Origin of the sequence: Chitinophaga sp. YR573, from assembly GCF_900110995.1 — a bacterium.
Classification (GTDB): Bacteria; Bacteroidota; Bacteroidia; order Chitinophagales; family Chitinophagaceae; genus Chitinophaga.
In genome coordinates this window covers 329,125-352,732 of the sequence record NZ_FOJF01000002.1, presented here as the reverse complement: position 1 = coordinate 352,732, position 23,608 = coordinate 329,125, and the positions used below count along the sequence as shown (strand labels likewise).

The window sequence follows — 23,608 nt, the reverse complement described above, 5'->3', positions numbered from 1 at the left end:
ACCTATGGCGAGCTTATCTATGCGAGAGAATTTTGCAAAAAAACTGTCATTCCCTACACGCTACATTTTCATCTTCTTCGTATTACTGGCAGCAGTAATAGGAGTTGTTTCATGGAGTACTTCACAGGGGTCAGGCCAATACACCCACTACAATAACTATGTCATCTTCAAACATTCTTTTTTCCACCTGATCCATTATCAGGACCTCTACCAGTTATTCCCTGCTGAAAATTACGATCTGTACAAATACAGTCCTTCCTTTGCGCTCTGGATGTCTGCATTTGCCTGGATGCCCGATCTCCCGGGGTTAATCTTCTTCAACCTGTTAAACGTCATCGTATTAATACTGGCAATACGCACCCTGCCTTTAGACAGGAAACGTCTGAATCTGTTGCTGCTGTTTATCGCCATAGAAACCATGATCTCCCTTACCAGTTCTCAAACCAATGTGCTCATCGCCGGTTTGCTGATCCTGGGCTGGCACTTCATGGAAAAAGATAATCCCTGGCTGGCAACATTAATGATAGTGCTTACTTTCTACATCAAGATATTTGGTATCGTAGGACTTTTAATATGCCTGATGTACCCTTCCCGCTGGAAAGCTGCCATAGCCACTATTTTTTGGTTAGTAATATTAGGACTGATGCCATTAATAGTAGTATCACCTACACAGTTATTATTCCTCTATAAAAGCTGGGGAACATTACTGGGCCAGGACCATGGCGTTTCTGTCGGGGTATCTTTATATGGCTGGTGGCATACCTGGTTTGGCTTCGAGATGAATAAACAGATTTTTGTGCTGATAGGCGCCCTGCTGCTCTGTGTACCCTTAGTACGTTACAGTAACTGGGTAAAACCGGCCTTCCGTTTATTTATACTGTCTTCTATCCTGATATGGGTAGTGATCTTTAATCACAAAGGAGAATCCCCTACTTATATCCTCGCAATGGCAGGCATTGCCATCTGGTATTTCAGTCAGGAACAACAAAGCAGGCTAAATACAATACTGGTTTTACTGGCACTGGTATTTACCTCTTTTTCTTCTACAGATATTATCTTCCCTTATAAACTGGCAGTCGCTTATGTAGAGCCTTATTCAGTAAAGGCTATCTTCTGTTCTGTTATCTGGGTAAAAATGATCATCGATCTAACCTTATATAAGATAGCGCCTGCAGAAGGATACCTGGATACAGATAGTCTGAGAGTCGCTAACTAAAAAATTGGTAATTTTGTATCATGACACAGGATTTACATCAATTACTGCCAGCAGACTTTCACCCTGCCTCCAGGGTGTGGATATATCAGAGTAACCGTCCTTTCAATGAACAGGAAGTATTGGAGATTAATGAGCAGCTTCACCAGTTCACGATTCAGTGGCAAGCCCATGGGGCACCGGTAAAGGGTTGGGGACAACTGCTTTTCAACCAGGTAATTGTGTTGATGGCGGATGAATCTGCTACTATGGTAAGTGGTTGCAGCACAGATAGTTCCGTAAGAATTATCAAAAGCATGGAAAACCAGTATAAAGTGAACTTCTTCGATCGTCTGTTACTGGCCTTCCTGGTAAAAGACAAGTTGCAGCTGTTACCAATGGCACAACTGAATTATGCCCTTGAAAAAGGCTTTATAGATGAAAACACTATCTACCTGAATAATACGGTATTAACAAAACAGGATCTGGATCAGAACTGGCTGGTACCCATTAAAAACAGCTGGCTGGCAAAGAAACTCTCACTGGCTTAATAAAAAAGGGAAAGATGAAGCATCTTTCCCTTTTTTATGATAAGTAATCATATCCCATTAGTTTCATCACCGTTATTGCTATTGCAACAATCAGGACGATTACCTGAATAAAGAAACTCCGTTGAGTACTTTTATCCAGACTGTTTCTCAGTTTCCAACGATCAATAAGATTCCATATAAGTATACCAGCGAGTAATGGTCCACTGATTCCTATAATTAGTTTATTAGTCGTAAGATATACACAAAACATCAGCGCGAGAGAAACAATAGAAATTACATTCCGGTACTTATATTTAAAAGACATTTTTGTCGTAACAGGTACTATCTTATTTAATAAAACTTCTACTTCTTCATACCGCTCTATCTGTACCGGCACTATAATGACATCATTTGCTTTGATCCAGAAATGACCGACCTTGTCTTTTATGATCTCTTTGATTTCAAAAGAATGAAGAGATAATACAGGCGTGTTTGCCTGTTCCCTGGTGATCAGATTATCTGAAAATGTAAGTACATAAGTATCGAACAATGCTTTCTGCCTGCTCAGAATTCTGTAAATGCGAAAGCCCATGAGTACGACAAATACAGGAATAAATATTGACAGGAAATCTGTATCTATATCAGCAGCTCCCATATCTTTAAAACCAATCAGGTAGATAGAAGCGCCTATGATCGCAGCAAGCCCCATTGCTATAATGTATCTGAACAGAGTTTTATTCCTGATTTCTTTAAATCCTTCAGGGCGAAGTCTAAATTGTTCCATAGATAGGTATATTGATCTTTGATTAAAGATAATATAAAAGGGGTTATCACTTAGGTAGCGCCTCAGTTTGATTACATAATCTTCGTGCCAGATGGTATTGCTCATAAATACACCTTATCTGACGTGAATATCAGGTGAAGTTAAATGGAAAAACAAATCCTGAACCCATATTCCAAAGCTAAATCAGAGAACTAAACAGTCAGATGCAGTGTATTTATGAGCAATACCATCTGGCAATCTATGTTGTCATAACATTCCAACTGAGGTACTACCTGGTTGCCGCCTCTGTTGCTACAGGTGTTAGTATATGTATATCCATTGTTTCAGAGAGAATTGCGAGTGCATCTGCCAGTGGCATTTCGTTGAAACGGATGGTTACTTTTCTATTGAGTATAGTGGTATCTGCTGTTTTTAACTGTACATGATAATGAGCGGATAATTCGTCCAGCACCAGTTTTAGCGATTGATTGTTAAATGCAAGTTCATTGTTGGCCCATCCGCAGCGATATTCATAATTGCCCTCTTTTTTATATACTTCGCCTGTATATTGATCTACAATGCCCATATTACCCATGGTAAGTATTACCGAAAATCGTTTTCCTTCTACACTTACCTTTCCATCCCATACGGTAACGTCTGCACAGACAGGAGTTCTTCTTACATTAAAAGAAGTACCCAGCACTTTTATGGTAGCATTCCCTGCCCGGACAAGAAAAGTGTGTTTTTCATTTTTAACCACTTTAAAGAAGGCTTCCCCGTTTTGCAGTTTGACTTCCCTCAGATCATTATAATTTAATACTGTTCCCGGTTTCAGGTATACCCGGGACCCATCCGGTAATAATAAGCTGTCTTTCAGTTCCCCGCTGGCGATATAAGTATGCCATTGCGGTACGGTGGAATGGTAAAACCAATAAATCATTAGCAGTGGAATTAATACGGCGGCTACTTTCAGCCACCACCAGCTGCGGGATACAGGCCTAACCTGCTCCATCAATGCGTCCCAGCCTTCTTCCTGATTAAATACGGCCACCGGCATCTCCCATATCCGTTTGATATCCTCATAAAGCGAACGGTTATGGGCGGAGGCTGATAACCACTCCTGCAACTGTGCCTGTTGCGTAGCGTTAGCGTCCCCCGAAAGACTGGCGATCACAAAATCCTGAATTGCTGTGTTTTCCATGTGTGTATATAACTATGACAATCCACATGACCCATACATTGATACGATTACTCATTTTTTTTCTGTATTCCTGAAAAAGCCGTTCCCATCGGCTATTACAAGAGTGAGTAAATTCCGTTGCCCCGTCTTGCTTTTTTCTATTTAAATACTTAATCTTGCAGATATTGAAAAATACCATGATCAAATCCTATCCAATCTCATTTTTTACAAGGGACGATTCTAAAGTGATTGTTGACAAATTAAACGAAAATGAATATCTATTTACTATTAAGCGGGAAAACGGGGAAAAGGATACACTGACCTGGCGAACTGTACCGGGAGAAATAAGAAAAAGCACTACTCCTAATGAAAAGATTGCCCCTCATCAGCAGCAGGCACTGAATGCTTTCTGGGAATTGTACGAATTTTAGCACTTATAATACTAATATAATATAAACTGTAATTGATAGTAAATATCAATTTAGCTTATTCATTTACATATAATCTAATGTCTGACAAGACAACTATACATATATTACTCCTACCTAATCTCCTGTAAATAAATCTTTTAAATCTATCCCGGCAAAAGAAGGCCGCAATCCTTTTTTTTAGTAGACTTGCATATAATATTGTCGGGACAACATCTTACTTCTCTCATATTCGGCGTGATTTTACCCCTTCATTCTCTGTACTATGAGCATCTGTCTGTTATCGCACCACATTCCCTCAGCGTATTCGGTAGCTGCCGTAATACCCTTAGTAGCATGGCTTATCGTTTTAATCAATCGCTCTAACTTTTACAAAAAAGCTTACCTGCGGTTGCAAAACCAGGAACTGGATATCCAGGAAGCTGAAAGAAAAAGGATTGCGGATGATATCCATGATGAAATAGGCAGCAGTCTGGCGGCAATCAAGATCAATCTTCAAAGCCTGCACTATACCTCAGACCTGGATAAGCGTAAGGCCCGTCGTCTGTTGCAACTGGTGGATGAAACCAGTAACAATGTCCGCCGCGCCACACACAACCTGATGCCCCCACTGTTCGGCACTACCCCGCTCACCCAAATACTCCAGGAACACTTCGCTAACATCGAAAATGAAAATGGCATCATCTTTCATTGCTGCTGCAATACATACGTTCCCTGCTTTGATCCCCGGCAGGAACTCATCATGTACCGTATTGTCATGGAACTCACCTGTAATATCATCCGGCATTCTTATGCTACCGCCGCTACGGTCCAGCTCTTATATTTCCCCGGCTACCTGGAGATCCTGGTGGAAGACGATGGGATTGGTCTTCCGGAAAACAGCGATCATACCAGAGGTATAGGATTGCAGAGCGTCTATTCCCGGGTAAAGCTGCTGAGCGGAAAGATTACCGTAGATACAGGCCAGTCAGGCACCACATTCATTATAAATATCCCCTCAAATGTCATCCCACGTTAAAATCATTATCGCAGACGATCATACCCTTTTCCTTGATGGTATCTGCTCCCTTCTGCAAGAGGAAGACAACTTGCTCATCACTCATACAGCTGCTAATGGCAAGGAACTCCTGGACCTGCTCTCCGTAGAACAGCCAGACATCGTGTTACTGGACATTAATATGCCTTTCATCAACGGACTGGAAGCCACCAGGCACATCCGGCAGCTCTACCCCTGTACACGTATTATCATCCTTTCCTCTTATAATGAACCACACCTCATTACCCAGGCACGTAATAACGGTGCTAACGGGTACCTGGTTAAAAACTGCAATAAAGAAGAGCTGATCAACACCATCCGTATTGTACATGCAGGCGGAGCCAGTTATCCGGGTAAGGTCATCAATTCTGATACCTCTTTTCTCAAGCCTTTTAACCTAACCAGGCGGGAAATAGAAATCATACAACTGATCAGTAAACAATACACCAATCAGCAGATAGCAGACGAGCTGCATCTGAGTATTTATACCATAGAAACTCACCGTAAAAACATCATGCAAAAGCTGCAACTGAAAACCCCCGCAGCTTTGATCAGGTTTATACTCACTAACCCATGCCATTCTGTCATTTTCGGATTTTATTGCTTAGTTTTGCTTTCCTAAAATTACTTGCAAATAATGCTTGATCAGGTTACAAAAGTGCATGATGAAACCCGTCAGGGGGAAGCTTACGGGCCAGAGGCTACTGAAACACAGACTTATACCAAAAAATTCTATATTGAAAGCTATGGTTGCCAGATGAACTTCAACGATAGCGAGATTGTTGCGTCCATACTTAAAGAGGATGGATTCGGGCCTACCCGCAATGTTGAAGATGCAAGCCTCATCCTGCTTAATACCTGCTCTATCAGGGAAAAAGCAGAAGTAACCGTACGTAAACGCCTTACCGAATTCCGTAAACTAAAACAACGTAACCCGGAATTACTGGTAGGTGTACTGGGATGTATGGCAGAACGCCTGAAATCCAAGCTGATAGAAGAAGAGAAACTGGTAGATATGGTAGTAGGACCGGATGCTTACCGCACCCTGCCTGCCCTTATAGAAGAAGCCGAAACCGGTCAGAAAACCGTAAACGTGTTACTGAGCCGTGAGGAAACATATGGAGATATCAATCCCGTAAGACTGGATACCAACGGCGTAACCGCTTTCGTTTCCATCATGAGGGGTTGTAACAACATGTGTTCTTTCTGCGTAGTTCCTTTTACCCGTGGCCGCGAACGTAGCAGGGATATGGACTCCATTATCAAAGAAGCTACGGATATGTTTAACAGGGGCTATCGTGAAGTAACCCTGCTGGGCCAGAACGTAGACTCTTATTACTGGGTAAGTGAAGATATCACCGTTACCTTCGCCAACCTGCTGGAAAAAGTAGCGCAGATCAGCCCTCTCCTGCGTGTACGGTTCAGCACTTCTCACCCTAAAGATATTACAGACGAAGTATTGTTCGTTATAGCCAAGTACGAGAATATCTGCAATTACATCCACCTGCCGGTGCAAAGCGGAAGTACCCGTATCCTGCAACTCATGAACCGCACCTATACCAGGGAATGGTACATGAAAAAGATTGAGAGGATACGTGAAATACTCCCCGACTGTGCCCTGTCTACCGACGTGATCACCGGTTTCTGTACAGAAACGGAAGAAGATCATCAGGAGACTCTCAGCATGATGGACTATGTCAAATACGACCTCGCCTATATGTTCTTCTACTCAGAACGTCCGGGAACCCTGGCGGCACGCCGTTACCAGGATGATATTCCGGAAGATGTGAAGAGAAGACGACTGGCAGAAGTAGTGGAATTACACCGCGGACATTCCCTGTTAAGCATGCAGAAAGATGTAGGCAAGACATTCAAAGTACTGGTAGAAGGAACGTCAAAAAGATCGGAAGAACATTTGTTTGGAAGAACAGATCAAAATAAGGTGGTGATTTTCCCTAAAGAAGATCATAAAAAAGGCGAATACGTATGGGTGAAGGTAGAGGATTGTACTGCCGGCACCTTATTGGGAATATCGACAGGCAAAGCATAAAGAGATAAATTATTGGATCACTGCTCCTTTTGTTGTTCCTTCGGGCAAGGCAAAAGGATAAACTAAGGATATGGATAACATACAGTCCATTAAAAACAGATTTGGCATTATAGGAAACTCCCCCGCATTGAATTATGCGCTGCAGGTAGCAATACAGGTGGCCAATACGGATCTTACCGTATTGATTGTGGGAGAAAGCGGCGTTGGTAAAGAAGTGTTTTCCAATATTATCCACTCCCTGAGTGCCCGGAAACATAACCCATTTATCGCCGTTAACTGCGGCGCTATTCCGGAAGGCACCATCGACTCTGAATTATTTGGTCACGAAAAAGGCTCCTTTACCGGTGCCGTAGACAGCCGCAAAGGTTACTTTGAAACCGTAAGTGGTGGTACCATTTTCCTGGATGAAATCGGGGAAATGCCCCTCGGTACCCAGGCCCGTTTACTACGCGTACTGGAAACAGGAGAATACATAAGAGTAGGATCTTCCAAAGTACAGAAAACAGATGTAAGGGTGATTACCGCTACTAACCGCGATCTGCTGGACCATACACAGCAGGGTAAGTTCCGGGAAGACCTCTACTACCGTTTAAATACAGTGCCTATCAGGGTCCCTTCCCTGCGCGACAGAAAAGAGGATATTTACCTGCTGTTCCGCAAATTCTGTGTAGACTTCTCCGAACGTTATAAATCACCTTCTATACAGCTGGATGATGAAGCCCGGGATATCCTGGTGAATTACCCCTGGAGAGGTAACGTACGTGAACTGAAGAACATGGCAGAACAGATTTCTGTACTGGCAGTAGATAAACTGGTAAATGCCAAGGAATTAAGACGCTTTTTACCGGAAATACAGGAAACATCCCGCCTGCCTATGCTGGCCGGACCACAATCCAACGGTAACAGCGACTTTGCCAGCGAAAGGGATATTCTTTACAAGCTGTTTTTTGATATGAAAAAGGATGTAACGGAATTGAAGAAGATGTTCTTTGATATCCTGCAGAATCCTAACATCGTACACAATAACAACTTCCAGGATAATCATGTGATGCACAACTTCCACCCGCAACAGGAAGTAGTCACCAGCAACAGTTCTACCGCATTATCTTCCCCTCAGCCTTTTATCTTACAGGATAATAATAAGATAGATCACCACGAAGAAGTGGAAGAAACATTATCTATAGCCGACAAGGAAAAAGAACTCATTGTAAAAGCCCTGAAAAAACATAAGGGAAAAAGGAAAGATGCCGCGTTGGATTTAGGTATTTCTGAAAGAACTTTGTACAGGAAACTGAAAGAATACAACATCAACGAATAATGAAAATGATCAGACTACTTATCGCGATAAATATGCTGCTGGTATTGGGCGGATGCTCCGTAAAATACTCAGCTTCCGGTGCCAGTATAGATCCTGGGGCTAAAACAGTGAATGTGCGGTTTATTGAGAACAGGGCACCTATCAATAACCCGACTTTAAGCCAGAACCTGACTGAAAAGCTGCGTACCAAGATCCAGTCGCAAACCAGGCTTACCCAAACCAATGAGGATAATGCTGATTACGAGTTCAAAGGGTCTATTACAGGTTATTCATTCAGTAACGCCGCTGTTACCAATGTGGATAAAGCCTCCACTTCTCGTCTGAACGTAACCGTAAGCATCACTTTTATTAAAAGAGTAGGTGATAAGAAGGGTTTTACCCAGTCTTTTACCCGTCCGGCGGAATTCCCGGCTACCCAGCTGCCCAGCGCAGTAGAGAATGGATTGCTGGAGAATACGATCATTCCGGGAGTGGTGGATGATATCTTTAATAAAGCTTATGCTAACTGGTAAGTACTTGATACATATTTGATTTTTTTTCATACTTTAGCAGCATATGACCGCGAACAGGATCATTCAGCATATCTTCCAGGAACCTGATATTAAGCAGGTGGATGAGGCAGCTTTAGAGCAGCTGGTAACGTCGTATCCGTACTTTACTACTGCACGCCTGCTTCTTGCCAAAAAACAATATACCGTACAACGCAATCTGCTGGCTCCGGCCGTTAAAACAGCGCAGTTGTACAGTACCAACATGCATTACTTCTACCGGTTCATTACCAGTGATGAAGCAAAGGCTGTTGTAGCTCCTGAAGTACCCGTTGTTCCTGAACCGGTAAAACCTGTTGAACCGGAACAACCTGCTGCATATGTTCCTTTACTGGACGAATCTCTTTTAACACCAGAGAAAGAGGAGTTTATTACTATTTCTGATAAGGAAATAGTGGTAGATGAACCGTCTGAACCCGTTTATGCAGCTCCGGAACCTGCTTACGTAGCACCAGAGCCTGTTTACGTTGCTCCTGAACCTGAAATTTTATACGAAACACCGGAAACGGTTTATAAAGCGCCGGAGGTGGAAGCAGCCCCTTCTCCTATTACAGTAATAAAGCCTATAGCTGATACCACTGTAAACACCGGAATAGAGGATGAGGATATCAAAATCTTCCCGCTGGAAATGGGTCCTGCGGAAAATACCCTTACTTACCAGCCTTTATATACTGATGACTACTTCGCCTATAAACGCCTGAAAGAGCCTGAACAGGCCGAAGTACTCAATGAAAAAGGCGCTTCTGAAATGAAGAGCTTCACTTCCTGGTTGAAAGATATCAAACATACTTTCTCGGAAAAGGCTACTAAAGAGCAATATCACAAGGAGTTAAAGCGTAGTTATGAAGACTTTGATCCTGAAGTTTCCGAGGCGGTAGAAAAGATGGCCATGGAGTCTATCACCCTTACAGACGACGTTGTTTCTGAAACACTGGCGGAAATCTGGGCGAAGCAAAGGCAGTACCAAACGGCCATCCACATATATCAAAAATTAAGTTTGCTTAATCCCAACAAAAGCGCTTATTTTGCGCAAAAGATTAAGGATTTACAGTTACTAACAGACAATAATTAACGCATATATTATGTTATTCATTTTCGGTATATTAATCATCCTGGCCTGCGTGCTGTTAGGCTTTTTCGTACTGGTGCAGAACCCTAAAGGTGGTGGATTATCCGGTTCTTTCGGTGGTTTCGGTAACCAGGTAATGGGTGTTCGTCAGACTACAGATGTACTTGAAAAAGGTACATGGGTACTGGCTGCCCTTATCGCAGTGCTTTGCCTTACTTCTTCCTTCTTCATTACAAAAGGAACAGCGGCAAAACAACCTAAAACCATCATGGAACAAGCTGCTGGTAGCGCTCCCGTACAGCCTTCAGCACCAATGACACCTGCGCCTGCGCCTCAACCGACTAAATAATCGGTTTGATAAAGATAATGTAGAACCTCGCCCTCAAAAAGCGAGGTTTTTTATTGAATACTACCCTACCCTCTATGGCAAAAAAGAGTAAATCAAAACAGAAGAAACAAAAATCCCCCTGGGTAAAACGTTTGCTGGTTGCCTTGTGCTGTCTTGCAGCAGGCGTTTTAGTATATGTTGGCTACCGTACATTTGGTCCTAATACAAAAGCATTCGGAGACAATAAATTCTTTTATGTGCGCACCGGCAGTACCTATTCAGGGGTACTGGACGGACTGGAAGAGCAGGAGATCATCCGCAGCCGCAGCAGCTTCGACTGGGTAGCGCGTGAACTGGGTTATCCTCAGCACGTAAAAGCCGGTAAATACAAAATCAGCCGGGGAATGAGCAATTTTGAGATCGTGAAACTGCTGCGTTCCGGCAAGCAAACACCAGTGACCCTTACCATCACAAAACTGCGTACCAAAAAAGACTTTATCCATAAGATATGCGCCAACCTGGAAGCCGATTCTGCTACCCTGCTGGCCTTAATCAATGATCAGGTATATCTTCGCCAGTTCAATGTGGATACCAACACCGTAATGTGTGCTGTTCTTCCAAACAGCTATGAGTTTTACTGGAATACTTCTGCGGAAAATGCTTTTAAGAAGATAGAAGCAGGCAGACAAGAATTCTGGACACAAGCCCGTAGGGAATCTGCCCAACACCTGGGCCTCACTATGAACCAGGTAACCATCCTGGCCTCTATCGTGGAAGAAGAAAGTAATAAGAATGATGAGAAACCGCTCATCTCCAGTGTATACCTGAACCGCTTCCGTAAAGGAATGCGCCTGCAGGCAGATCCTACCGTGAAATTTGCTTTGCAGGATTTTGGCCTGAGGAGAATCAGGGAAGTTCACCTGCTGTTCGACTCTCCTTACAATACGTACCGTAACGAGGGTTTGCCTCCGGGTCCTATCTGTACTCCTTCCATCAAAACACTGGAAGCCGTGCTGAATACCCCGGAAACAGACTACCTCTATTTCTGCGCCAAATGGGACTTCTCCGGTTATCATGCCTTTGCAGCTAACTATGCAGATCACATGAAGAATGCCAGAGCATACCAGGCGGCGTTAAACGCAAGAGGAATATAAAATTATGTTCAGACCGGAAAGACTTGTACTCAATTCAAAACCAGTCCGCAGTGTGGTTAACAGAAGCAAAACGCTTGTGTTACCCGGCTTTGAAGGACTGCCATTTTACGATGTAGTCAAGTTTTTCCTGAAAGAAACCCGTAATAAAAGCCTGGGGGAAAGGGCAGCAGCTATTTCATTCAACTTCCTGCTGGCCATTCCCCCCTTCTTTATCTTCCTGTTCACACTGGTGCCCTACATTCCCATGAAGAATGTAGAACCTACCCTCTACGAACTGGCAGAAGATGTAACGCCCAACTACAATACCTACATTATTGTACGCGATATGATCCATGACTTCCTGTATACACATCGTAACGGGCTGTTATCCATTGCGTTCGTGATGGGATTCTTTGCCTCTTCCAATGCTGTAATGGGTCTGATGCGCGCCTTTAATAAAAAATCTCCCGGTTTCAGGAGAAGGAAATGGTGGCAGAAACGTTTAACGGCCCTGAGAATCACCGTTATTCTCGTGTTCCTGCTACTGCTGACGGTCATCCTTATCATTGCCCAGGGAACCGTATTAAGGTTCATCTTTGATGCCTTAGGTATCACTAACAAAAAGATTCTCTCCCTGGCAGATGTTACCCGCTGGATCTTGATAGGATTGCTCTTTTTTTCTACCCTGTCTGTGATCTACCGCTTTGTACCCGCCACTACCAAAAAGTGGAAATTCATTACCGCAGGGTCTACTTTTGCAACCATGCTGATGATCCTCGTCACCATCCTATTCTCCTATTTCGTTAATAACTTCAGTAACTATAACAAGATCTACGGCTCTATCGGCACTATCATCATCCTGATGTTATCCGTTTATTTCTACTCTTTCATCTTACTCGTTGGTTTTGAGCTGAATGCGAGTATCAGGATCCTCAGGGAGACCCCAGCCCACGATAAATTATAAAAAATCCGTATCTTTAGATTGTATTTAATGTAGTGTTGTGGCCCTTTAGTACGTACCTATATCTTGAGTTTATGTTAAAAATTTGCTCTCAACTGTTCATTTGTTCGTGGCTCACCTACGCCAGTGTGCCTGATTTGCCACTTGAAATAGGCGCCCCCCTTCCTAAAGCAGACCTGCTTCTTCATGATGTTTCAGGTAAGGATATTACATTTAATCAGGCTAAAAAAAGCAATGGAATACTGGTAATGTTTTCCGGTAATGCCTGTCCTTATATAGAAAGGAATAAGGCAAGAACACAGGAGATCTGCCGTTATGCGCTGAGTAATAATATAGGCGTGGTACTGGTGAATGCCAACAGCAGCAGGGAGCAGTTTGACGCTATGAAAACATATGCTGCAGAGCAACAATACACCTGGTATTATGTAGCTGATAATAAGGGAGAACTGGCGGATGCTTTCGAAGCTACGCATACGCCTGAATGTTATCTTTTTAACCAGAATGCTAAACTGGTATATAAAGGTGCAATAGACGATAATCCAGGCAATGCAGACGCGGTAAAAAGCCGTCACCTGAATAACGCGATTAACGATATGCTGGCCAATAAGCCGCTGAAAGTGAATACTACAGCGACTATCGGATGTAATATCAAAAGATTTTAATACACCATAAAAACAGCATTACCGAACAGCAGCTTACCGTTTTCCCAGAAACTGCGGAATAATACGTCATCTGCTATCATCACAATTTTACCTTCACCGATTTCTTTTACACCGAAGAGTAATCCATCTTTCAGCCTCTTACGTGTTTCTGTGCCTACAAATCCGCTGAGGTAATTATCCTTTTTCAGTACGCCCACATTCCAGCCACCATCTTCCAGGAATTCATATATTTTGCTATCCTGTTTAAGGGTGTAATATGTATCCGGGAAACCAAAAGCTAAAGGGTGAGTATTATCCAGTTGTACTTTATAGATTGCGCCGGGAATCATCTGTTTTACGCTTTCCCTTTCTCTGTTGGCATAAGGTTTCACCAAGCCATATTCATCTTTCTTCTCCAGGATATCTTCATCACGTTTTTTCATTTTAATGCCCCAGTCTAAAGTAGCGATCTGGCTGAGTGCATCCTGCATAGCAATTAACTTTCCACCAGCGGAAATCCAGTCTTTCAACCGGCCCGTTGCTTCTTTTTCACCCAGATATTTATAGGTACCATCCGGTAAAATCAGTACATCAATGTTTTTCCAGTTTACTGCGTCCAGGTTTTGTTCATCAATCACAGTGATCGGATAACCGATCTGTTGTTCAAAGAAATGCCATACTTCACCGGCAGCGAGGGAAGAAATACCATCTCCCATTACAACGGCTACACGTACCGGTTTAATATAATGTACTTTATCAGAGCCAAAGTCCATTCCTTTTTCTACAAATCCGGTACCTACTATATCCAGTCCTGTTTTAAACTTGTTCGCCAGTGCGGTTACATCTTCATCAAAATGAGCCCCGTTACCGGATCTTGTAATGATGAGTGTTCCTGCGGGGAAGGCCTTGCCTCCTGCTGTGAAAGGCTCTTCGGCATAACGTACCATGATCTTCTTTTGCAGCAGTGCTGCCAGGAATTTCACATCTTTAATACTGTTCCAGCGGGCCAGGTAAGCGTATGGTTTAGCAGCTGCCAGGTAAGTATTATTAGCAGCAGGGAAGCTGTCTGTTGCAGGTTCTAATGATTGCTTTAATGCATAACTGGGCAAGCCGTAAGCATATGGTAAAGCCCAGGCAGTGATATCGTATGTAATGGAATCATTGAGATGGGAATCCGGCTCAAATAATACACGTAGTAAATTAGAGCGGGGTTGTGCTGCGTTGATCACCAGGTCTTCCTTTTCTATCGTAAACCCTTCTGTTTTACCATTAAAATAATTGAAGCCGGTAGCTTTATTTACAGCGGCGCCGTATCCGAAACGGATATTGTTATTGTTTAACAATGTGGCCAAACTGGCCAGTTTTTCGGTATTCCCTGCGGCCTTTATTACATAAGCATTGAAAGGTCCTTCGGGAGTATGTACGGCTTCGTAAAAGTAGTGTGTGAAATCAGACAGTAATTCATTCGCCTGTTGAGAGGATATTTCTACAGTAGATAAGCCGGTTGTGAGATGATGAGCAATGCGCTGGGATAACGTTAATGTATCTCCGTCTTCTTTCAGCGCAGCGATACCGGCGTGGCCACCACCACCCTGTTCGTAAGTCATACCGATAGCCCCGTTGTAGGTGGGATAGGTATCTCCGTAGCTGGGATAGAACATATCGAATACTTCTTTTGTGAAGTATAACCAGCCTTCGTTATCGAAGTATTTAGCGTTGTTTTTACCGATAAGGATCTGCATATCCCTTTGCCATGGCTTGATCACCTCATGTAAAGGTTCTGCTGCCGGGGCAAAGTAATAGGGAGCGTTAATGGATTGTTCATGAAAATCCACATGTACCTGTGGCATCCAGCGGTTGTATTGTAATATCCTTTGACGGGATTCTGTTTGTGTTTGCCAGGCCCAGTCGCGGTTAAGGTCAAAGTAATAGTGATTGGCACGTCCACCCGGCCATGGTTCATGATGTTCTCTTCCGAATAACTCCGGATCAATCATCTTCGTATGTACCTGGTTGTAGAAGTTCACGTAACGTTCTCTGCCATCCGGATTGAGGCAGGGATCTATGATGACCACCGTATTTTTCAGCCATTGCTGATCCTTCTGCGCCAGTTTATACAGGGTAAGCATAGCCGCTTCTGAGGATACGGCTTCATTCCCGTGTACGTTGTAGCTAAGCCATACGATGACAGGGTCTCCGTTGGCCGTCTTCCCGTTTCCTCCAGCCAGTTCCAGGTTATGTTGTCTGATCTGTTCCAGTTTACCGAAGTTCTCCGGAGAGGTTATGGTAGCCAGCATCAGCGGACGGCCTTCGTAGGTAGTACCATATTGTACCAGCTGCATGTTAGGCGTAACGGCGGCTACAGCCTTGAAATATTCAAGTACTTTGTAATGAGGGGTGAACTGGCTGCCTAAAGGGTAACCGAGGAATTGTTCAGGTGTTTGCAACGATTGGGCGAAACCTGATAACATGAAGATCATCCATACAGCAGACAACAATACTTTGCGCATATACATCCAGCAATTTATGCTACTAAGATAGATATTTTAACCATCTATGCTACTTATTATGCGGTTGAGTATTTTTATCTGGGATGGGCTAAGTGTTAATGTACTTTTACCGGTAGCAGCTTCTTTATTAATCCGCTCTTTTGCCTTCTCTTTATCAACATATACCTCTATGCTAAGACCGAGGATGACTGTCCTTTCAATAGAACTGTTTTTATTGGCATCACAGAACCACAGGAGGAAAGGCAGATTCTGATGAAAGATTGCAGCGGCAATATTATCCAGGGCTTCTGCTGCTGTACCTACAAATTTAGCTGCCATCTTATTCAGGATCACTAATGCAGTGGTATCATTATCTCTGATAACATAGTCTCTTAATGAGTCCAATACTTTAAAACTGCAATTATCATCTGAGATTAGGCTGGTAGATTTCAGGGCTGTGTAATAGGTTTTAGGTTCTTTTGCTATTGCGCATATAGTTTGTCCATTAAGGGCTGACAAATTAAGCAGCAACATGAAAAATAAAATCGTGGTCTTCATGGTAAGGGTTATGGGTAAATAAATATTATTCCTTCATACTATCCCCCAACAAACTAAAATTCTGCATACAATCCAGTACGCCATCAATACGGTAATACATAAATACGCCAATCCGCTGGTCATCGCGCCAGTTACCCGTTTCAGATAACTGACCATTCGCATAATAAATCGTCCGGCAGCCATTCAGCTTACCATTTTTACGATAATACTGTTCTTTTAATCTCCCGTCTCTGAAATAAACTTCTACGAGTTCTTGTCCTGGTACATCGGGAATGGTATATACCCGTTTGCATACGGTTCCATCTTCTTCCCGCATAATCTGCCGCAGGGTAAATTCGTTAATATTCTGGTTGTTACAGCTGGTTGTTACAACAAACAGCATTAAACTGCACATGCATTTTATTGCTGTATTCATAGGTTATGTTAAGGTAAAACGCCTCCCGACTGCGTAAAAAATTGCCCCCTCCTACAAACATATATAAAATATCGTTAACACAAATAACACGTTTGTTGGTTTTAGTAATTCTAATTCCCTCGAATTCGAGGGAATTAGAATTTATGGCTAACTATTTTCAGATAAGGAGCCAACTATTCCTTTCTAAACAGTCTCTGAATAGACTCTGAACAGGTTCTGAATAGGTTCAAAACAGGTATTGATAAGGATCATCCTACGTTTATCCTACGTTAAAGACGTAGGATAAACGTAGGATGATCCTTATCAATACCTTATCAGAAGCCTATCAATATTTCTTTATAGAGAGAACAAAGTATCTTTTAACTCCGTCGAATTCGAGGGAATTAAAAAAGCCGCACAGGTTAAAAACCCATGCGGCTCAAATAAAAGAATGCTTTACAAACTTAACTCCAACCTTGCAAACAAAAACCGGCCGTTATAGCCAAACTGCGTAGCTCTCCTGCTATACCGGAACTGGTTGTTAGTAGTATTATTAGGATTAGCCACCAGATCGGGATACACGTCAAAGACATTATTAGCCCCTACACTCACTTTAAATGCCTTGGTGAGCTTGTACCCTACCGCGGCATCCGTTACCACCTTAGCGGAGTACGTCTGATAGAAATTCGGATCGTTGGTCGCTTCTTCTACACTTCCAAAATGTACACTACGCAAAAACACATTAAAACGACGGATAGTATAAGAAAGGGTTACATTGATCTTCTCACGGGGAACAGTTCTCTCCAGATAAATCCTGCTGGCCCGGCTAAAATAAATATTCTCCTTACCCTTCAGTTTCTCAGACGCCATTACCGCCCCTACCCGCTGCGTATACCCATAAGTACCGGAAAGGTCTGCCCGGAAAGAACCCGCGCCTAAACGTGTGCCATATGTAAACACAACGTCTATACCTTTGGTCTCAGAATTGATAGCATTGGCAAAAAAAGCAGCCCTGTTGGCATTGGCTAAAGATAACAGCTGATAAATCTCTTTATCCACCGCAGAAGCAGTATCCGCATTACTACCGGAGAACTGATCAGTGTAAACTATACGGTCATTAATACGCGTAAAATAACCATCTACCGTAAGACTGAATTTGCCAAAAGTACTGGTAAAACCAGCACTCACGCTTTTAGATTTCTCCGGTTTCAAAGTAGGAATACCTAACAATTGCGCAGGCCGACTGTCATTCGTAAAAGTACCTACTTCATAAGGTACACCGTCTACAAACAAAGTAGAAGTAGAAGAATAAAAACGCTGATGCAAAGAAGGCGCTCTGAAACCAGTACTTGCAGAGGCACGCAAAGCTGTCTTCTCACTCAGTTTATAACGACTGGTGATTTTACCATTTAAAGTACTGCCAAAGTCATTATAGTTCTCGAAACGCAACGCAGCTCCCAACAAAAACTCCTTTGTAAAATTAGCCTCTACGTCCACATAGCCGGCAATAGCACTACGCGTAGCCGTAATCGCATTCTCCGGACGGAAACCAGGGAACACCTGGGCACCACCTGCCCGTGCAGTTCCGTCTGGCCCAAATACGGTGTTAACAGAACCTTTAGGGTCCGGTATCAGGATAGGATTGCCATTGGCATCCGTACCGATTTTAGTCGCCCGGCCATAATCCGTATAAGAGTTCGCCGCACCAGCCACGATCTGATATTGCTCGAAACGATGCTCCGCGCCAAATGCCACATCAAACACTCCCAGGCGACGGGAGAAATCCAGGTTAGTCGTGTTCTGCATGAATATCAAACCACCACAGGTGAAACTGGTAGGCGATGCTTTCCCCATAGACGCATTCAGTGAATTCGCTACGCTGAAATCAAACTCATTACGGCCATAGGTATTACTGAAATCTACTTTCCATTCACCCACATTACCACGGATACCGGCAGCTAAAGAACGGTCGTAAATATCGCTATGGATTTCAGGTAAGAACCCTATGGGATAAATGTCCAGGATATTCCGGCTATCACTCGGTAAACGGTACACCCCTCCGGCTTCTCCATTCCGGTAACCAATACCCCCAAACAGATACACCTCTGCATTATTCTCTAATGGAAAACTGGCGTTCACAAATAACTGCGAGCTGCGTATTTTCGATTGCCCCGCTCTCATGCGGATATCATTACGGGTGATTTTATTCGCCACTAAAAAAGAATCCGTTTTATCCACTGCACCGGGATAAGTTCTGTAAATGGCACCTACCCATGGCCCTGAACGGTTCGTATAATTACGGAAATCATAGGAACCGCCGAAATTGATATACCCTCCATGGGAGCCTACAGGTATCCCATAGTTAACACCCGTCTGCACCGTCTGACCATCCATGTTATTATCCGCCTGCGAAGTTACATTCGCTCCCGTGGTAACGTTTACGTTTAAACGGTTCACACTGCTTTTAAGGATAATGTTGATCACACCCGCAATGGCATCCGAACCATATTGTGCAGCAGCACCATCACGCAGTATTTCAATGCGGTCGATAGCAGCAGTAGGAATGGCATTCATGTCGGTACCTACGGCACCACGGCCAAAACTTCCGTTTACATTTACCAGTGCCGTGTTGTAACGGCGTTTCCCATTTACGAGTACCAGCACCTGGTCGGGCCCTAATCCGCGTAAAGAGGCAGGGTCTACGTGGTCTGTACCATCGGCAACAGTCTGGGTACCCGAACTAAAAGAAGGGGCCACATAATTTAAGATCTGGTTGATAGATACCTGCGGCGCATCAGAAGTAATGCGTTTGATATCAATGACATCTACGGGTACAGGCGTTTCCGTTTGTGTCCGTGGCAGGTTACGGGAACCCAGTACCACCAGTTCATTCATGGTAATACTGGCCACCAGGGCTACGTCTATGGTGGCTGTTTGTCCGGCGGTGACTGTCACCGGTTTCCGTTGTGCCACAAAACCTACATAACTGATAAGCACCGTATAAGTTCCGGGTATTACATCCAGGCTGAACTTACCCTGGGCATTGGTATAACCGCCTTTGTTGGTATGCTCTATCTGTACGGTAGCACCGGCCAGTGCAGACTTGCCATCAGTGACAGTACCGGTAATGGTCTGGCCATACCCCTGCACGACGACAATAAATAATAAAACAAAAAATAGCAAATGGTTAAATGGGCGTAACATAAAGTGTTAGATTTGGGTTATATAATTGATTTAGATGTGGTGACGGGTTTTTCTATGGGTTACTTACTAAATTACTGATTTTACAATAATATACTATGCGTATAATAATTTTGCTTTTACTGACGACGACAGGATATGCTCAACAAAACGCGTATCACTATACGGTTCAAAAGAATGTCACTGTAACACATGGCGCAGTCGTATCGGCCCATCCATTAGCCAGTGAGGCAGGTTTGCAAATGTTACAACAGCATGGTAATGCAGTAGATGCTGCCATTGCTACCCAGTTAGCGCTTGCTGTTGTATACCCTGCTGCAGGTAACCTCGGTGGTGGTGGTTTCCTGGTAGGCCATCTTAAGAACGGGAAAAACATTGCGATAGACTACCGTGAAGCAGCTCCGGCAAAGGCTTCCCGGGATATGTACCTCGACAAGAGCGGCAACGCTGACACAAAACTGAGTCAGGACGGACACCTGGCCCCCGGTGTACCAGGTACTATTGCAGGCATTTACGCATCATTGCCATATGCCCGCTTACCTATCGCTACACTGATAGCTCCCGCTATCACACTGGCTGAAAAAGGTTTTGTGATTACAGCAGCAGAAGCAAAAGGTCTGAATGCACATCAGGAGCAATTTAAACAGTTAAATACAAAATCCTGTGTTTTTATAAGAACATGGAAAGAAGGAGATACACTCATTCAGAAAGACCTGGCCAATACCTTAAAAAGAATACGCGATAAAGGACGTGCAGGATTCTATGAAGGAGAAACGGCTAAACTGATAGTGGCAGAAATGCAACGTGGTCATGGCCTTATCACTACAGCTGATTTAAAGGCATATAAAGCAAAGGAAAGAACAGCTGAAGTATTTAATTACAAAGGATATGAGGTAGTAACCATGCCCCTGCCTTCCAGTGGTGGCGTAGCTTTACAACAGTTGATGGGTATGGTGGAGAAATATCCCCTGGCAACCTGGGGCTTTCATTCATTACAATCCGTACAGTTAATGGTTGAAGCAGAACGCCGCGCTTATGCAGACAGGGCAGAATTTCTCGGAGACCCCGACTTTGTGAAAGTACCAGTGAAACAACTCACTTCAACAGCTTACCTCGCAGAACGTATGAAGGATTACGATCCAACAAAAGCAGGTTCCAGTAAACTAACCAAAGCAGGTGTTGTTACTGAAAGTATGGAGACCACCCATCTTTCTGTAATGGATGCCGACGGCAACGCAGTATCCGTTACCACTACTTTAAACGGTGGTTACGGTAGCAAAGTGGTAGTAGGTGGTGCAGGCTTTTTCCTCAATAATGAAATGGATGACTTCAGCGTTAAACCCGGCACACCTAATATGTACGGACTGGTAGGCGCAGAAGCAAATGCTATCGCTCCGGGTAAACGAATGCTGAGTTCCATGACTCCCTCCATTGTATTAAAAAACAGTCAGCCTTACCTGGTAGCAGGTACTCCAGGCGGTTCTACCATCATCACCTCTGTTTTCCAGACGCTGATGAACGTACTGGAATTTAATCTGCCTACAGAACAGGTAGTGAATGCACCTAAATTCCATCACCAGTGGTTACCAGATGAAGTAGCAGTAGAACCGGATTTCCCGGATACACTCACACAGCAACTGAAAAATATGGGGTATAAAATAAGGACCCTGGGATATATTGGCCGTACAGAAGTGATCAAAATAAATGAGAAAGGACAACTGGAAGCCGTAGGTGATAAAAGAGGTGATGACAGCGCCGCAGGATATTAAAATGATTGAACCATGATAGAACAACTCTATTTGGATAGCGCCATCAAAAGACTCAGCTATTATAAAATGCTGGGAGATAAAACGATGGAACAGTTAACAGGAGAAGAACTGCACTGGCAACCTGATGGTGAACCTAACAGTATTTATCTCATCGTTAAACACCTGAGTGGTAACATGCTCTCCCGCTGGACAGACTTCCTGACTTCCGACGGGGAAAAGTCCTGGCGCGACAGAGACACTGAGTTTGAAGAGAATGAAGCCACTAAAGAAAACATATCAGAGATCTGGGAAAAAGGATGGACCTGTATGATGAATGCACTTGCTGCATTACAACCCGCTGATCTGGAAAAAACCATCTACATACGTAATGAACCACATTTCGTGATTGATGCCATCAACAGGCAATTAAGTCATGTGCCTCATCACGTTGGTCAAATTGTGTACATTGGTAAAATGATTAAGAAAGATAACTGGCAAAGCCTGTCTATTCCCAAAGGACATTCACAGGATTTTAACAGAGAAAAGTTTGGTAAATAAATGAGATACTTACTACTGGCTTTATTCCTCACAGCCTGCAATAGCAGTCATACCAACAGTTTACTGATCCATAAGAAATGGCGCGTATACGATTTTGTAGTGCCGCCGGGATCTCCCTACGATAACACGCAGATCACCCAGGCCATAGACCTGAAGCGTGGCTACTACAGTAACGTATATTATCAGTTCCTGGATAATGATGTGTTCATCGCTACCATTGATAACAAACCAGATACCGGAAAATATCAGTTGTTAAGCAATGGCGCTGTCATCTCCATCACCGCTCCCAATGGGTTACGCGATGCTGAAAACCTGGTGACCGTTACCAACCTGGATGAAACACACTTTGATATGAAAGTAAAATCCGGCGAATATTACTTCATCATCAAAACAAAAGCGGAATAGTGCAGACCTTACGTACTGATATCACTCCTGGTAATACCGCTGATATCAACGGGAAAGAACACCTGTTCTTTTCAGGCTTCTCTTATCTTGGGCTGCACACACATCCCCTGTTCAAAGAAGCACTGAAAGCCGGTATTGATCGGTATGGTACAATATTCATCTCCTCCCGCATAGCCAATGTGCAGCTCTCCCTGTATGACGAGCTGGAACATGCATTGGCTACCGCCCTGCACCAGCAGGCAGCAGCAACCTTCTCTTCCGGTTATATGGCATCCCAGGCAGCAGTACAATATGCCGCTACACAGGGAACATTATTGTATGCACCGTCTGCACATCCGGCCCTATGGGTGGGTAAACCTGTAATACCGGATACTACCTGGCACGATTGGGCCGCACAGACGATAACATTGATAAACAGCCATCCGGATGATACATTTGTAATAGTCGCAGATGGGGTGAATCCGCTCACCAGTACCATCAATGATTTCAGCTGGTTAACACAGCTGAAAAGAAAGGCGTTGGTATTGATTGATGATTCGCACGGTATAGGTATTCTGGGGCCTACCGGCAATGGTATCACGCATACACTACCTCCACATCAGGATTACCTGCTGGCAGCGTCCCTGGCAAAAGCCTATAGCGTTCAGGGTAGTGTAGTAGCCGGCAGAGGCGCCCATATTGCCGCCATCAAAAAGCTCCCCCTGTTCACCGCAGGTACACCGCTAATGCCAGCCAACGCATATGCCTTCCTGCAAAGCCTTTCTCTGCACGATACACAAAGAGCGCTGCTACACAAGCAAATTGCTTATTTTAAGATCATTACAGGAGATCTCCTTAATATCCATAATCCTTTCCTGCTACCCATGTTCATATTACAGCAGTCAGCAGGTATAGAAACGCAGCTGCTGGAACATGATATTATTATTTCTTCATTCAGATACCCATCCCCGGATAGTCCACCTATCAACAGGATAGTTGTTTCCGCCCATCATACCTCACATCAGCTGGACATACTACATAAATTGTTAAAAAATATTATCATAGATAGCCGGCTAGGGACTATGGACTAATTCAACTA

General features: G+C 43.6%; 23 protein-coding genes. 17 read left to right on the top strand and 6 right to left on the bottom strand.

Annotated features, from left to right (window positions below; genetic code table 11):
* Window positions 1–19 precede the first annotated feature (19 nt).
* Together BMW86_RS21375 and BMW86_RS21370 are read left to right on the top strand one after the other, a co-directional pair.
* Complete coding sequence (locus BMW86_RS21375) at window positions 20–1,216, top strand: glycosyltransferase family 87 protein (RefSeq protein ID WP_177189348.1); 1,197 nt, start codon at window positions 20–22, stop codon at window positions 1,214–1,216.
* A 20-nt stretch (window positions 1,217–1,236) separates the two neighbouring features.
* Window positions 1,237–1,743 (top strand): hypothetical protein, encoded by a 507-nt coding sequence (locus BMW86_RS21370; protein ID WP_089783985.1) that lies wholly within the window; start codon window positions 1,237–1,239, stop codon window positions 1,741–1,743.
* 34 nt (window positions 1,744–1,777) lie between these two features.
* Here BMW86_RS21370 and BMW86_RS21365 read toward each other — a convergent pair whose 3' ends face one another.
* Both BMW86_RS21365 and BMW86_RS21360 read right to left on the bottom strand, forming a co-directional pair.
* Window positions 1,778–2,506 (bottom strand): hypothetical protein, encoded by a 729-nt coding sequence (locus tag BMW86_RS21365; protein WP_143056649.1) that lies wholly within the window; start codon window positions 2,504–2,506, stop codon window positions 1,778–1,780.
* A gap of 268 nt (window positions 2,507–2,774) precedes the next feature.
* On the bottom strand, window positions 2,775–3,686 hold the full coding sequence (locus tag BMW86_RS21360; protein WP_089783983.1) for a FecR family protein: 912 nt from the start codon (window positions 3,684–3,686) through the stop codon (window positions 2,775–2,777).
* A gap of 155 nt (window positions 3,687–3,841) precedes the next feature.
* Between BMW86_RS21360 and BMW86_RS21355 the strand changes: the two genes are divergently transcribed.
* The 11 genes from BMW86_RS21355 (at window position 3,842) to BMW86_RS21305 (ending at window position 13,198) form a co-directional block, all read left to right on the top strand.
* Window positions 3,842–4,096 carry a hypothetical protein gene (locus tag BMW86_RS21355; RefSeq protein ID WP_089783982.1) on the top strand — a complete coding sequence of 85 codons (255 nt, stop codon included), beginning with the start codon at window positions 3,842–3,844 and terminating at the stop codon, window positions 4,094–4,096.
* 262 nt (window positions 4,097–4,358) lie between these two features.
* The gene (locus BMW86_RS21350; protein WP_089783981.1) at window positions 4,359–5,111 is read left to right on the top strand and encodes a sensor histidine kinase; all 753 of its coding nucleotides are present in this window, start codon (window positions 4,359–4,361) and stop codon (window positions 5,109–5,111) included.
* Complete coding sequence (locus tag BMW86_RS21345) at window positions 5,095–5,751, top strand: response regulator transcription factor (RefSeq protein ID WP_089783980.1); 657 nt, start codon at window positions 5,095–5,097, stop codon at window positions 5,749–5,751. Before BMW86_RS21350 ends, BMW86_RS21345 begins: the two co-directional genes overlap by 17 nt.
* Window positions 5,752–5,766: 15 nt before the next feature.
* A complete protein-coding gene (gene miaB, locus BMW86_RS21340; protein ID WP_089783979.1) occupies window positions 5,767–7,179 on the top strand; it encodes a tRNA (N6-isopentenyl adenosine(37)-C2)-methylthiotransferase MiaB in 1,413 nt (470 codons plus the stop codon).
* 70 nt (window positions 7,180–7,249) lie between these two features.
* Entirely contained in the window at window positions 7,250–8,497 is a 1,248-nt protein-coding gene (locus tag BMW86_RS21335; protein WP_089783978.1) for a sigma-54 interaction domain-containing protein, read from the top strand.
* A 5-nt stretch (window positions 8,498–8,502) separates the two neighbouring features.
* A complete protein-coding gene (lptE, locus tag BMW86_RS21330; protein ID WP_177189347.1) occupies window positions 8,503–9,009 on the top strand; it encodes an LPS assembly lipoprotein LptE in 507 nt (168 codons plus the stop codon).
* A 43-nt stretch (window positions 9,010–9,052) separates the two neighbouring features.
* A complete protein-coding gene (locus BMW86_RS21325; protein WP_089783976.1) occupies window positions 9,053–10,117 on the top strand; it encodes a PXPV repeat protein in 1,065 nt (354 codons plus the stop codon).
* Between the two features lie 10 nt (window positions 10,118–10,127).
* A complete protein-coding gene (gene secG / locus BMW86_RS21320; protein ID WP_089783975.1) occupies window positions 10,128–10,463 on the top strand; it encodes a preprotein translocase subunit SecG in 336 nt (111 codons plus the stop codon).
* Between the two features lie 74 nt (window positions 10,464–10,537).
* A complete protein-coding gene (gene mltG / locus BMW86_RS21315) occupies window positions 10,538–11,596 on the top strand; it encodes an endolytic transglycosylase MltG (RefSeq protein ID WP_089783974.1) in 1,059 nt (352 codons plus the stop codon).
* Between the two features lie 4 nt (window positions 11,597–11,600).
* The gene (locus BMW86_RS21310; protein ID WP_089783973.1) at window positions 11,601–12,539 is read left to right on the top strand and encodes a YihY/virulence factor BrkB family protein; all 939 of its coding nucleotides are present in this window, start codon (window positions 11,601–11,603) and stop codon (window positions 12,537–12,539) included.
* A 71-nt stretch (window positions 12,540–12,610) separates the two neighbouring features.
* The gene (locus BMW86_RS21305) at window positions 12,611–13,198 is read left to right on the top strand and encodes a redoxin domain-containing protein (protein ID WP_089783972.1); all 588 of its coding nucleotides are present in this window, start codon (window positions 12,611–12,613) and stop codon (window positions 13,196–13,198) included.
* On the opposite strand, the gene BMW86_RS21300 is transcribed toward BMW86_RS21305, so the two are convergent.
* The 4 genes from BMW86_RS21300 to BMW86_RS21285 all read right to left on the bottom strand — a co-directional run bounded on the left by BMW86_RS21300 (window position 13,195) and on the right by BMW86_RS21285 (window position 19,822).
* The gene (locus BMW86_RS21300; protein ID WP_089785725.1) at window positions 13,195–15,687 is read right to left on the bottom strand and encodes a M14 metallopeptidase family protein; all 2,493 of its coding nucleotides are present in this window, start codon (window positions 15,685–15,687) and stop codon (window positions 13,195–13,197) included. The two genes, BMW86_RS21305 and BMW86_RS21300, sit on opposite strands and share 4 nt — an antisense overlap.
* A gap of 36 nt (window positions 15,688–15,723) precedes the next feature.
* Window positions 15,724–16,224 (bottom strand): hypothetical protein, encoded by a 501-nt coding sequence (locus BMW86_RS21295; RefSeq protein WP_089783971.1) that lies wholly within the window; start codon window positions 16,222–16,224, stop codon window positions 15,724–15,726.
* A 25-nt stretch (window positions 16,225–16,249) separates the two neighbouring features.
* Entirely contained in the window at window positions 16,250–16,639 is a 390-nt protein-coding gene (locus tag BMW86_RS21290; RefSeq protein WP_143056648.1) for a toxin-antitoxin system YwqK family antitoxin, read from the bottom strand.
* A gap of 435 nt (window positions 16,640–17,074) precedes the next feature.
* Entirely contained in the window at window positions 17,075–19,822 is a 2,748-nt protein-coding gene (locus BMW86_RS21285; protein WP_089783969.1) for a TonB-dependent receptor, read from the bottom strand.
* A gap of 95 nt (window positions 19,823–19,917) precedes the next feature.
* On the opposite strand from BMW86_RS21285, the gene ggt reads away from it, so the two are divergent.
* The 4 genes from ggt to BMW86_RS21265 are packed head-to-tail and all read left to right on the top strand — an operon-like array spanning window position 19,918 to window position 23,600.
* Complete coding sequence (ggt, locus tag BMW86_RS21280) at window positions 19,918–21,588, top strand: gamma-glutamyltransferase (RefSeq protein WP_089783968.1); 1,671 nt, start codon at window positions 19,918–19,920, stop codon at window positions 21,586–21,588.
* 12 nt (window positions 21,589–21,600) lie between these two features.
* Window positions 21,601–22,125 carry a DUF1572 family protein gene (locus BMW86_RS21275; RefSeq protein WP_089783967.1) on the top strand — a complete coding sequence of 175 codons (525 nt, stop codon included), beginning with the start codon at window positions 21,601–21,603 and terminating at the stop codon, window positions 22,123–22,125.
* Window positions 22,126–22,530: a hypothetical protein gene (locus tag BMW86_RS21270; protein WP_089783966.1), complete on the top strand. Its 405-nt coding sequence runs from the start codon at window positions 22,126–22,128 to the stop codon at window positions 22,528–22,530.
* A complete protein-coding gene (locus BMW86_RS21265; protein ID WP_089783965.1) occupies window positions 22,530–23,600 on the top strand; it encodes a pyridoxal phosphate-dependent aminotransferase family protein in 1,071 nt (356 codons plus the stop codon). Before BMW86_RS21270 ends, BMW86_RS21265 begins: the two co-directional genes overlap by 1 nt.
* Window positions 23,601–23,608: the final 8 nt, after the last annotated feature.

Coding starts and splice junctions, on each gene's coding strand:
- BMW86_RS21375 (WP_177189348.1), top strand. CDS start 20: ATGCGAGAGAATTTTGCAAAAAAACTGTCATTCCCTACACGCTACATT.
- BMW86_RS21370 (WP_089783985.1), top strand. CDS start 1,237: ATGACACAGGATTTACATCAATTACTGCCAGCAGACTTTCACCCTGCC.
- BMW86_RS21365 (WP_143056649.1), bottom strand. CDS start 2,506: ATGGAACAATTTAGACTTCGCCCTGAAGGATTTAAAGAAATCAGGAAT.
- BMW86_RS21360 (WP_089783983.1), bottom strand. CDS start 3,686: ATGGAAAACACAGCAATTCAGGATTTTGTGATCGCCAGTCTTTCGGGG.
- BMW86_RS21350 (WP_089783981.1), top strand. CDS start 4,359: ATGAGCATCTGTCTGTTATCGCACCACATTCCCTCAGCGTATTCGGTA.
- BMW86_RS21345 (WP_089783980.1), top strand. CDS start 5,095: ATGTCATCCCACGTTAAAATCATTATCGCAGACGATCATACCCTTTTC.
- miaB (WP_089783979.1), top strand. CDS start 5,767: ATGCTTGATCAGGTTACAAAAGTGCATGATGAAACCCGTCAGGGGGAA.
- BMW86_RS21335 (WP_089783978.1), top strand. CDS start 7,250: ATGGATAACATACAGTCCATTAAAAACAGATTTGGCATTATAGGAAAC.
- lptE (WP_177189347.1), top strand. CDS start 8,503: ATGATCAGACTACTTATCGCGATAAATATGCTGCTGGTATTGGGCGGA.
- BMW86_RS21325 (WP_089783976.1), top strand. CDS start 9,053: ATGACCGCGAACAGGATCATTCAGCATATCTTCCAGGAACCTGATATT.
- secG (WP_089783975.1), top strand. CDS start 10,128: ATGTTATTCATTTTCGGTATATTAATCATCCTGGCCTGCGTGCTGTTA.
- mltG (WP_089783974.1), top strand. CDS start 10,538: ATGGCAAAAAAGAGTAAATCAAAACAGAAGAAACAAAAATCCCCCTGG.
- BMW86_RS21310 (WP_089783973.1), top strand. CDS start 11,601: ATGTTCAGACCGGAAAGACTTGTACTCAATTCAAAACCAGTCCGCAGT.
- BMW86_RS21305 (WP_089783972.1), top strand. CDS start 12,611: ATGTTAAAAATTTGCTCTCAACTGTTCATTTGTTCGTGGCTCACCTAC.
- BMW86_RS21300 (WP_089785725.1), bottom strand. CDS start 15,687: ATGCGCAAAGTATTGTTGTCTGCTGTATGGATGATCTTCATGTTATCA.
- BMW86_RS21295 (WP_089783971.1), bottom strand. CDS start 16,224: ATGAAGACCACGATTTTATTTTTCATGTTGCTGCTTAATTTGTCAGCC.
- BMW86_RS21290 (WP_143056648.1), bottom strand. CDS start 16,639: ATGAATACAGCAATAAAATGCATGTGCAGTTTAATGCTGTTTGTTGTA.
- BMW86_RS21285 (WP_089783969.1), bottom strand. CDS start 19,822: ATGTTACGCCCATTTAACCATTTGCTATTTTTTGTTTTATTATTTATT.
- ggt (WP_089783968.1), top strand. CDS start 19,918: ATGCGTATAATAATTTTGCTTTTACTGACGACGACAGGATATGCTCAA.
- BMW86_RS21275 (WP_089783967.1), top strand. CDS start 21,601: ATGATAGAACAACTCTATTTGGATAGCGCCATCAAAAGACTCAGCTAT.
- BMW86_RS21270 (WP_089783966.1), top strand. CDS start 22,126: ATGAGATACTTACTACTGGCTTTATTCCTCACAGCCTGCAATAGCAGT.